7 protein-coding genes and 1 pseudogene are annotated in these 9256 nt (G+C 64.8%); 3 read left to right on the top strand and 5 right to left on the bottom strand.

Going from position 1 to position 9256, the window contains the following annotated elements; genetic code table 11:
- A partial coding sequence (locus BLS81_RS19820) for a transposase (protein WP_218123159.1) occupies nt 1-318 on the top strand: 318 nt, incomplete at its 5' end.
- Between the two features lie 265 nt (nt 319-583).
- Here BLS81_RS19820 and BLS81_RS21220 read toward each other — a convergent pair.
- Nucleotides 584-718, bottom strand: coding sequence for a hypothetical protein (locus BLS81_RS21220; RefSeq protein WP_256326356.1), 135 nt, complete (start codon nt 716-718; stop codon nt 584-586).
- A 366-nt stretch (nt 719-1084) separates the two neighbouring features.
- On the opposite strand from BLS81_RS21220, the pseudogene BLS81_RS19815 reads away from it, so the two are divergent.
- Nucleotides 1085-1702 (top strand): annotated as a pseudogene (locus tag BLS81_RS19815) (DUF932 domain-containing protein); the annotation flags it as partial.
- A gap of 150 nt (nt 1703-1852) precedes the next feature.
- Here BLS81_RS19815 and BLS81_RS19810 read toward each other — a convergent pair.
- Nucleotides 1853-2287, bottom strand: coding sequence for an HIRAN domain-containing protein (locus BLS81_RS19810; protein WP_093226488.1), 435 nt, complete (start codon nt 2285-2287; stop codon nt 1853-1855).
- A gap of 11 nt (nt 2288-2298) precedes the next feature.
- Nucleotides 2299-2649, bottom strand: coding sequence for a DUF3147 family protein (locus tag BLS81_RS19805; RefSeq protein ID WP_093226487.1), 351 nt, complete (start codon nt 2647-2649; stop codon nt 2299-2301).
- A gap of 287 nt (nt 2650-2936) precedes the next feature.
- Between BLS81_RS19805 and BLS81_RS19800 the strand changes: the two genes are divergently transcribed.
- Nucleotides 2937-4220 carry an amidohydrolase gene (locus BLS81_RS19800; RefSeq protein ID WP_256326355.1) on the top strand — a complete coding sequence of 428 codons (1284 nt, stop codon included), beginning with the start codon at nt 2937-2939 and terminating at the stop codon, nt 4218-4220.
- Between the two features lie 51 nt (nt 4221-4271).
- Here the strand turns inward: BLS81_RS19800 and BLS81_RS19795 are convergent, their stop codons facing one another.
- Together BLS81_RS19795 and BLS81_RS19790 are read right to left on the bottom strand one after the other, a co-directional pair.
- On the bottom strand, nt 4272-6068 hold the full coding sequence (locus BLS81_RS19795) for a CIA30 family protein (RefSeq protein WP_218123177.1): 1797 nt from the start codon (nt 6066-6068) through the stop codon (nt 4272-4274).
- Between the two features lie 50 nt (nt 6069-6118).
- Nucleotides 6119-9241, bottom strand: a complete 3123-nt coding sequence (locus tag BLS81_RS19790; RefSeq protein ID WP_093226482.1) for a TonB-dependent receptor domain-containing protein — start codon at nt 9239-9241, stop codon at nt 6119-6121.
- Nucleotides 9242-9256: the final 15 nt, after the last annotated feature.

Below are 9256 nucleotides of genomic sequence, written 5' to 3'. Positions count from 1 at the left end.
CAGCGTCACGACAGCGTCGAGGTGCCGCCGCTGATCGACGGCATCGCCTTTGACGGGCTGATCGCCGACAAGGCGTTCGACAGCAACGCACTCGTTGCCGAACTGAACGAGCGCGGCGCCAAGGTCGTCATCTCGCAGCACCCCGGCCGGGCGCAAAAGCTCAAGATCGATGCCGCGATCTATACATGGCGTCACCTGATCGAGAACTTCTTCTGCAAGCTCAAGGAGTTCAAGCGCATCGCCATGCGCGCCTGCAAAACCGACCACAGCTTCGCGGCCATGATTTATCTCGCCGCAGCCGTCATCAACTCACGGTGAATCCCCACATACCCTAGCCACTTTCTTGATCGATTATCCGTTTCGGGACGGCAGGTATCGCCAACTGCCCCCCGAAACCTGCCCGACTACTCTCTACCCAATGTCGGCTATGGCGACGCCTTGTACCGCGGGCTGCTTAAATGGATTAAGCGCGACGCTGACTGAACTGCGATATTCTGCCAGAAGGGCAGGATCGAGAAGCCCTTCCGGCCCCTCAACGTGTGCACGAGCGGATTGCCGTCGTCTCGGCGCGGTCCCCGCTGGTTCAGGCTGAACACATGGAAGAGTGGGATGCCCTTGAGCCGGCCTTGGAGGGATTGCCCTCCACCGAGGTATCGACGCCATTTTGATGATGGTCGTTGATCGTGACGGCCTTCGCCGCCGACACATCAATGCCCATACGAACCTCCTACCCCTGGGTCAGGAATCCATGGGCATTCGAGTACGAGGAGGCCGCTGGAATATCCGCTTTCCCGGGCTGTGTGGATTTGACGGCCGGTTCGCAAGCCCGAAGCCACCGGCATGATCCGCGATCAGCTCCTTCGGGGCGCTCCGCAGAATCAGAGCGCCCGTGAATGCGCACGCGGGGCCTCCCGGTCAGGTGCAGGGCCGGACGCGAAACGCCTCCCCTGACAGCCAGCTCCGAGGATCTGGTTGTCCCCCTACTGCCCCCCCCCCTGCCATGCCCCCAGAGAGGAAGAGTGCGGCCGGTTCGGCCGTGACGGGTCAGGGCTGAGAGAGAGTCTCTCGGCGCCCGTCGCGGTGAATTTCCACGGCGACTGTCCTCAACCATGCTTCCGCGCCGCCATGGCGTGCCGGGCCCTACAAGGTCGATATCTCGCGAGGGTCCCGCATCGGGCGAGTTTCGTCCGAATGGTTCTCGCGGCCCGACGCTGAGCGCTATCTCTCGCTCAGCGAACTCCACGCGGCCACGCTGGCGCGCGCCCGGCGCGCCACCGCGCAGACGGTCGAGACGCGCGAGGTCCGGGTCGAGGCCAGCCGCGACAATGCCGAGCGGCTCGCGCTGATCGTGCTCGGCCGCGACGAGGGCATAGCCCCGACGCACTGGTCGTTCGGCCAGCTCTGCAGCCTGGTCGGGGCGCCGTCGGGCGATCTGCGCGAGCTGCCCGCACCCTTGGCCGGCATTAACCTGCAGCACGGGCTGCTCAATCACCGCGCCGAGCTGATGAAGACGCTCGAAACCGAGGACGGACGCACCGAGCTGCGCGCCGTAACCGGACCCGATTATGGCCGCATCTGGGACCATGAGCTGGTCGAGGCGGTCATGAAGATCGCCGACGGCGGCACCGGCGACACGCGCTGGAAGGTGCCCGGGCTGCTCGACTGGTCCACGATGATGCACAACCCCTCTGTTTCACGTACCACCACACCCGCCGTCTCCAGACATACGTCTTCGCCGGCGTTCGATGCACCGGCTCCGTAACGCGGAAATAAGCCGCAACCTTAGCCGATGATGACCAAGGCCAGTACAAATTGCACCTCAGCGTTTCGCTCGGGCGTCGCGCGTCCTGCTTCACGCACCCCACTCAGGGCCTTCTTCATCCGGCTGGAAGCTGTGCGGATCTAACGGCTCTGAACGGTGCATTGGCCGGGGCGGACCTGACGATGCCGGCTGCTTTTCCGAAGCCAGTGGCAGCGTCGGGACCCCACCTCCAAACCGGACGCGTATGAACGCGGACCCATCGTCTATCCCCTGGAAGATCGCCGTCACATCCTCCCCGCGTCCCATGCGCAGCCCGACATAGGGCGCCCGCTCAGCGTTCATGTAGCCGATCTGCACACCCTGCGGGCTGAACACGGAAATAGCGTTCGGATCGTGCTTGTTCTTCGGCTCGAGCACCAGCTTGATCGGCGCGCCAGGCTGCGTCATCATCGCCTCGGACCGGCGGTTGCTGCCGTTCTCGTTTGGAAAGTCGATGCCGACGACAGCGAGGGTAAATTCCTGCATCTCGCGGCCACTTAGAGTTGCAAGCCGAGGCGAGGAGCGATCCACGTCATGGCAGCGTACAGCGCAACGGTGAGCCCGCATCCGATAAGCAAAGCCGCCCAGAATGGTGTTCCGTGTCGCAACAGAGCGGGGATCACGAGGAACATCGGGAGCGACGGCAGGACGTACCAAAAGGTCGCCTGCGAGTGCGCGGCCATGTTCGCCGCATCCGGTCGCTCGCCCCAAAGCCAGATCATGCCCAGAACGGAAACCAAAGGAAGCGACGCGATCAAGGCGCCGAAGCCGGGGTAGCGTTTGGCCAGAGTGGACGCCAGCGCGACGAGGATGCCCGAAATGGCGGCTTTGAGGGCGAGGTACAGCATCGATCCATCATAGCCGCCGTCATCGAGCGCGCTAGCTCATTGCGTACTCGCAACGTCGGAGTCGCCATCAACCAGACGCAAGAGCCCTCTCACGCCAGCACGGATAGGCGCCATGCTCTCGTCACGCCCCAATCAGCGCCGCCGACACGGTGATGAAGGTGCCCACCTGGCGCTTGGCGCGCGTGCGACGTTGTGGATATGGTGCACTGCGATAGCTTCAATGGAAAATCCCGTCCATGCGCCATTTCCTCCGATCGCTGATCGGCTCTTGTTCCCTGTTTGCGGGTTTGCCGGCAACCGCTGCCCCGATCGATATCGCCGCCACCCGGAGCGCCATCGACCGTCAGATCGCGGCCGATTGGCCGCAACTCGAATCGCTCTACAAGGATATCCATCAGCGCCCTGAACTCGGCTTCCACGAGCAGCGCACGGCGGCGTTGCTCGCAACGCGGATGCGGGCGCTCGGCTTCACCGTCACCGAGAAGGTCGGCAAGACCGGCGTGGTCGCGATCTACAAGAACGGCGATGGACCGGTGGTGCTGATCCGCACCGAGCTCGACGGCTTGCCGATGGAGGAGAAGACCGGCCTACCCTTCGCCAGTCGCGCGCAGACCGTCGGTGAGGACGGCAAGCAGACCTTCGTCGCGATGAGTTGCGGGCACGACACCCACATGGCCTGGTGGCTCGGCACGGCTCAAGCGCTGCTCGCGATGAAGGACCGCTGGCATGGCACGCTGATGTTTGTCGCCCAGCCGGCCGAGGAACTGGTCACCGGCGCGAAGGCGATGGTGGAGGACGGGCTGTTCACCCGCTTCCCCAAGCCGGATGTGGGCTTCGCCGCGCACATCGGCAACGGGCCGGTCGGCGAGGTGGTTGTGAAGGATGGCGTCACCACCTCCAATTCGGATGCGGTCGAAGTGATCTTCCACGGCCGCGGCGCGCACGGATCGATGCCCTCGGCGGCGATCGATCCGATCGTAATGGGCGCGCATTTCGTAACGGACGTGCAGACCGTCATAAGCCGGCAGAAGGATGCGGGTGCGTTCGGCGTGATTACCGTCGGCAGCTTCCAGTCGGGCACCGTTGGCAACATCATCCCCGATACCGCCGACCTGAAGCTGTCGCTCCGCTCATTCACCCCCGATGTGCGCCAGTTGCTGCTCGACGGCGTCAAGCGCACCGCCGCGGCGACCGCCGCAATGGCGATGGCGCCCGCGCCCGATGTCAAATGGCTCCATGGCACGGCATCGGTGATGAACGACCATGCCCTCGCGACCCGAGCCGCAGCGATGCTCGCGGCGGCCGGCGGTACCGACACGGTGACACTGGTGCCGGCGACCGCACCCGGCTGGTCGGCGAGCGAGGATTATTCCGCATTCATCGCTGCCGGCGTGCCCTCGGTCTATTTCTCGATCGGCGGTTATGATCCCGCCGTGCTGGCGTCGAACGCCGCCAAGGGCGTGCCGACGCCGAGCAATCACTCGCCCTATTTCGCCCCGGATTATACCGAGGCGATCCCCACCGGCGTGCGCGTGCTGACGCTGGCGGCGTTGATGGAACTGACCAAATAGTGCGGTCCGGCGCGCGCCGCGCGCCGGACGCGCTTCATTGACGATCGGACGTCAGTAGAAGCTCACGTTGTCGAGCAGCAGCCAGGCCGTTTCGCCGCTTTTGCGTTTGGCCTTGATCTCGATCTCGACGAGATCGTTCCCGGTCCAGCCGGTGGTTGGGAACTGGATGCGGCCCGTGTTTTCCGGCTTGAAAGCCGTGAACGGCAGCGTGACCGTCTGCCATTTGGCGCCGCCCGAGACAGTGGCCGTATAGGTGTTGCCGAGCGTATTGAGCGCCACCTCGTAGGGGCCGTCGCCGCGCAGTTCGAATTTCACGCCCGTGTACTTACGGACGTCGGCCGGCTGGATCGATCCTTTGGTCAGCGGCAGCACCACCGCGATCTGGGGGTTGGTCTTCACCGCCATCGTGCCGATCATGCTCAGCGCGTGGCCGCCATCCTCACGGGTGACGGTGTCGATCACCTCGATGCTGCGCTCGATGCCGCCATCGGGTTCGGTGACGACCAGCGTATCGAGGTTGGAGCGGTCGTCCGCGCGCTCGAAATCGTCCACGACCGGCCCGACCGCCACCGCCGGCATCGGTACGACCGGGTTGAGCGGTGGCGCACCCGGACCAAACACGAGCCTGCCGTCGATGAACACCCGGTCGGTCTTCTCGACATCGGCGATGTTCACCCAGGGGGTGCCCTTGATGAGCACCAGATCGGCGCGCTTGCCCTTCTCGATCGTGCCACGATCGCCGAGCACGCCCATCACCTTCGCACTGTTCGCGGTACCCGCGATCAACGCGTCGGTTGGGGACAGACCAGCCTGCACCAGCAATTCCATTTCCTTCAGTTCGGAGATGCCGTGTGGCGTCGCCACCATGCCCGCGTCCGTGCCGGTGACGATGGGGACCCCCGCCTGATACAATGTCTTGGTATTCGCGTTGGCATTGGCCCAGTTGGCGGAGGCGCGCGCGCGGCGCGCATCGGTCGCGCCCGCCATCGCGCGGCGGCCGGGCTTGCTGGGATTATACACCGCCAGCGTCGGCCCGAAAGTACCGCCCCCCGCCTTGATCGCCGCGACCTGCGCATCGGTGAGCGGCAGATCCTGCAAGGCGTGGTCGATCACATCGACCTTGGCGCGGCCGGCTTCCGCCGCCTTTTCGGTGCGCAGGATATGCGTCAGCACCGGGATATCGTGCTTGTGCGCCTCATCCACCAAGGCGGTGAGCGCGTCCTCGTTCATGCTGGTATTGTCGGGCGACAGGCCGTAGCGCCAGCCATCCACCATCACCTCGCCGAGGCAATCGGGTTTGTACGGCAGAATTTGATCGACCCCCGCGCGGGCGGATTCCGGCGTCACGATCATCTTGGTCGTGGCGGTGTCGGCCCAGTCTGCGCCGTGGCCGCCCGGCGTCGATAATCGGCCGCATAGAAAAACATGCGGGGCAACGCCGAGCGACGCCAGCCATTTGCGCCGCGCCTCGAACGATTCCGGCGCAGCGTTGAAGTCGGCGCTGTTGGTTACGCCGGCCGAGACATAGGCGTTTGCGATGGCTGGGGTGACCGCTGGATCTCCCCCCGCCGTCCAATGGGTATGCAGATCGAAGAAGCCAGGCAGCAGTGCCTCGCCCTTGGCGTCGATCCGGGTGTAGCCGGACGGGATACGGATATTGGCGCCGACCTCGGCGATGCGGCCGTTCCTGATGAGAACTGTCTCGACCCTTGGCGGCGCGCCGGTCGCGTCAAATACCGTCGCCCCGACGATGGCGATGCCGCCGGGCTCGGCCGAGGCCGCGCGCTCGGCGACCATGAACGCAGTCGCTGCGCCAGCGGCAAGGAAGCGAAGAAGACGCTTGGTCATTGAAAAACTCCAGCAAGGGAGAGCGGCCGATACGGCCGCCCGGTACAGGATCAGAAGTTCACGCCGAGATTGGCGTAGAGATACCGGCCGTAAGGATCGTAGAGCGCGCCGAGATACCCGCCCGATGCCAGCGGCGGACGCGTGTCGGCAATGTTCCGCACACCCAGCCGGACGCGATAATCCGCGGATTTGTTAAAGCCGGAAATCCGCGCCTGGACATACAGGTTGCCGACGATCTGGTCGCTGACGCGCCAGTAATTGCCCGCCGCATCCGTCAGCCCGGTATCCCAGACCGCTCCGGTATATTGCGTGAAGGCGCCCACCTCGAACTGGGCGAGATCCCAGGTGAGCGAAGCGGTTGCGCGCCATTTCGGCCGCGATCCTTGTTCGAGCAGGTCGCCCGCGCCGGTGATCGTGATGCCGGAATTGAGCGTCCCGCTCGCCACCGCCTGCGCCAGCGGTACGACGTCCGGCGACAGATCCCGATAGAATTTGGTGAGATGCGCGACGCTCGCATCCAGGTTGAAGCTGCCGATCGCGGTGTTGCGCAGCTCCCAATTGAAGCCCAGATCAAGACCTTGCGCGGTTTGCGGCAAAAGGTTGCGATACTGATCGGTCACGTAGAGCACCCGCCCGGCTGGCGCGAGTCCGCTGCCAGCGTAAGCGGCGATATCATCGCTGGTTGCCGCCGCGCGGACGACGTTCGGGTTGGACGATCCCTGTTTGCGAAGCAAATCGTCGAGGATCAATGCGTTGGCGCCGCCGAACAGGCCAACGATGCCGTCTTGTCGAACGTGCCAGAGATCGGCCGTAAACGTGAAGCGACCGAAACGCGACGGGATGAAACGCGGCTCGAACACGATGCCGGCCGACCAGGTTTCACTTTCCTCCGGCTTCAGGTTCTTGTTGCCGGAACGCTGCTCGGTCAGCGAGAAGCGCTCATACGTGCCGGTGCAATTCGTGAGGCTGGAAAATGTCTTGTTCGCGATCTCCGCCTCGCAGCGATAATAATCGACGCGGGTGTTCGCGCGCGACAGCAGCGTCGTGTTGACCTGTTCGAGATTGGGCGCCTTGAACCCCTGGGCCCAAGACCCGCGCAGACGCAAGCCGTTGAAGATATCCCACGCGCCGGCGACCTTAGGCTTCGCGACCGAGCCGAAATCGCTGTAATGCTCGTAACGGCCCGCGACCTGGAACTCGATGTGCCGAACAAGCGGGATGTGCATGTCCGGCGAGACCACCGGGATCGCCAGCTCGCCGTAGGCCGAACCGACCACGCGAGATCCCCGTGTATCGGGCGTCTGGCTGGTGCCGATCAGGTCGCTCGCATAGGTGATCCCGGTAACGGCATCGGTGTACGATGTGGTGCCGTCCACGCGCGGATCGCGGTCGTCATGCTGCGTCTCACGCCGCCCTTCGAAGCCGATCGCGAAGCCCAGGTCACCGCCGGGCAGATGCAGCAGATGCGCGTTGCTGCCCTTCAGATCGACCATCGCCAGCGTGGTCGTGTCTTTGCGTGTTGCCGTCACGCTCACAGCGTTGATCGCGGCGGCGCTGCTCGGCGAGGAGTCGGCGAGGCTGTAGCTGGTGGTATTGCCACCGCTGAACGGATTGTACGCGTCGGGCGTCGATAGCGCGAGGCTCTGCTGCAACAGCGTCGCGCTGACGCCGGTCTGCGTATCCGTTACACCGGCGCGTGAGTAGACTGCAGCCGAATCCCAGTCGAAGCCCAGAAACGGGAACTTGACGCCGAGCAGCAGGCGATATTGGTAGTTGCGATCGGTCACGATCGTCGGGCCGACATCGGAAAGGTTATAGGTGGTGATCGACACCGGCAGGCCGCTGGCGGGCACGTTGGTCAGCCCGGGAATGCGGTTCGGATTCGTCGTGCCGTTGGCGAACGTGGCGGGGCCGAACGGGTTCCAATAGTTCGACGCTGGCACGGTGATCGTGGTCGATGACAAGGTGCCGGCCGAGCCGGCAACATTGCGCGTGACCGCGTGGTAATAGCCCGCCTCGCCGTAGATCGTCACATCGGGCGATACGTCGTAATGGCCGCTCAGATACAGGTTGAGACGATCGAGACGGGGAATGAGCGTCGTACCGTCGGCCTGCGGAGAATCGTAGCGGGCATCGCGGTTCGCGCCCGAGGTGGCGAGGCTACCAGTGCCGAGACAGGTGCCGTTTCCGAAGCTGTAGACACAGCCCGCCTGCGCGGAAGGCTGGATGTGGAACGCGCCGGCCGCAGTGGTCAGCGCTGTGGTGCCACGACGGATCGTGCCGGTGCGCGATGGCGTCGCGAACGTGCCCCAGTCGGTCGAGGTCGATCGCGCGTCCAGCGATGCAACGCCTGCGAAGGAGGTGTCGGCGAACAGCGCGCGCAGGTCGTTCGTCGCCGTATACGGCTCGTCGGTGGCGTAGAGCGGGTCGCGGTGGGTATAGCTCGCGACCAGCGAGATGTTGCCGCGCGAAAACGTGTGACCCGCCGAGAGGTTGGTCGTGGACTCCCGCATGCTGGTGCCTGGGGCGAAGCCATATTGCGTGTTGAGCGAAACGCCGCTCATGTTGGTCTTCATAACCGTGTTGACCACCCCCGCCACCGCATCGGTGCCGTAGATCGCGGCGGCGCCGTCACGCAGCACCTCGAGCCGTTCGAGGCCTGAAACGGGGATGGCGTTGGTGTTGTACGAGATGACCGGCACGTTGTTCTCGTCGCCCTGGCTGACCGGATGCTGGACGACGCGGCGGCCGTTCAGCAGGACCAGGGTGTTGCCGGCGCCCAGTTCGCGCAGGTTGACGGACGCAGCATCCCCGCGCGAGGAGTTGCTGCTGCCGGGCAGGTACTGGCTGTTGAACACGAGCGAGCCCATCTGCGGGATCGCGCGGAACAATTCCTCGCCTGACACAGCGGCGGTGCTGGCGATCTGCGCCTGGCCGAGCACCGAAACGGGCAGCGCCTCGGACTGGCGGCCGCGAATCTGCGACCCGACCACCACGATATCGCTGCCCTCCGGTGCACCGTCGAGCGGTGGCCTGGCGCTGTCCGTGGTAGGATCCGCGCTGTTCGGCTGCTCCGAGGCAGCCGTGCTCTGCGCCTGCGCGGCGGCGGCCACGCAACTGATGGCAAATATGCTGCTGGTGGCGAGAAACGTGCGCAGCGGTCTCCAGATCATGTGTGCAATCCCCCT

The sequence above is a fragment of the Sphingomonas sp. NFR15 genome, from assembly GCF_900103265.1.
In the GTDB taxonomy this organism is placed as follows: Bacteria; Pseudomonadota; Alphaproteobacteria; order Sphingomonadales; family Sphingomonadaceae; genus Sphingomonas; species Sphingomonas pollutisoli.
This window is presented reverse-complemented; position numbering and strand designations above follow the sequence as displayed.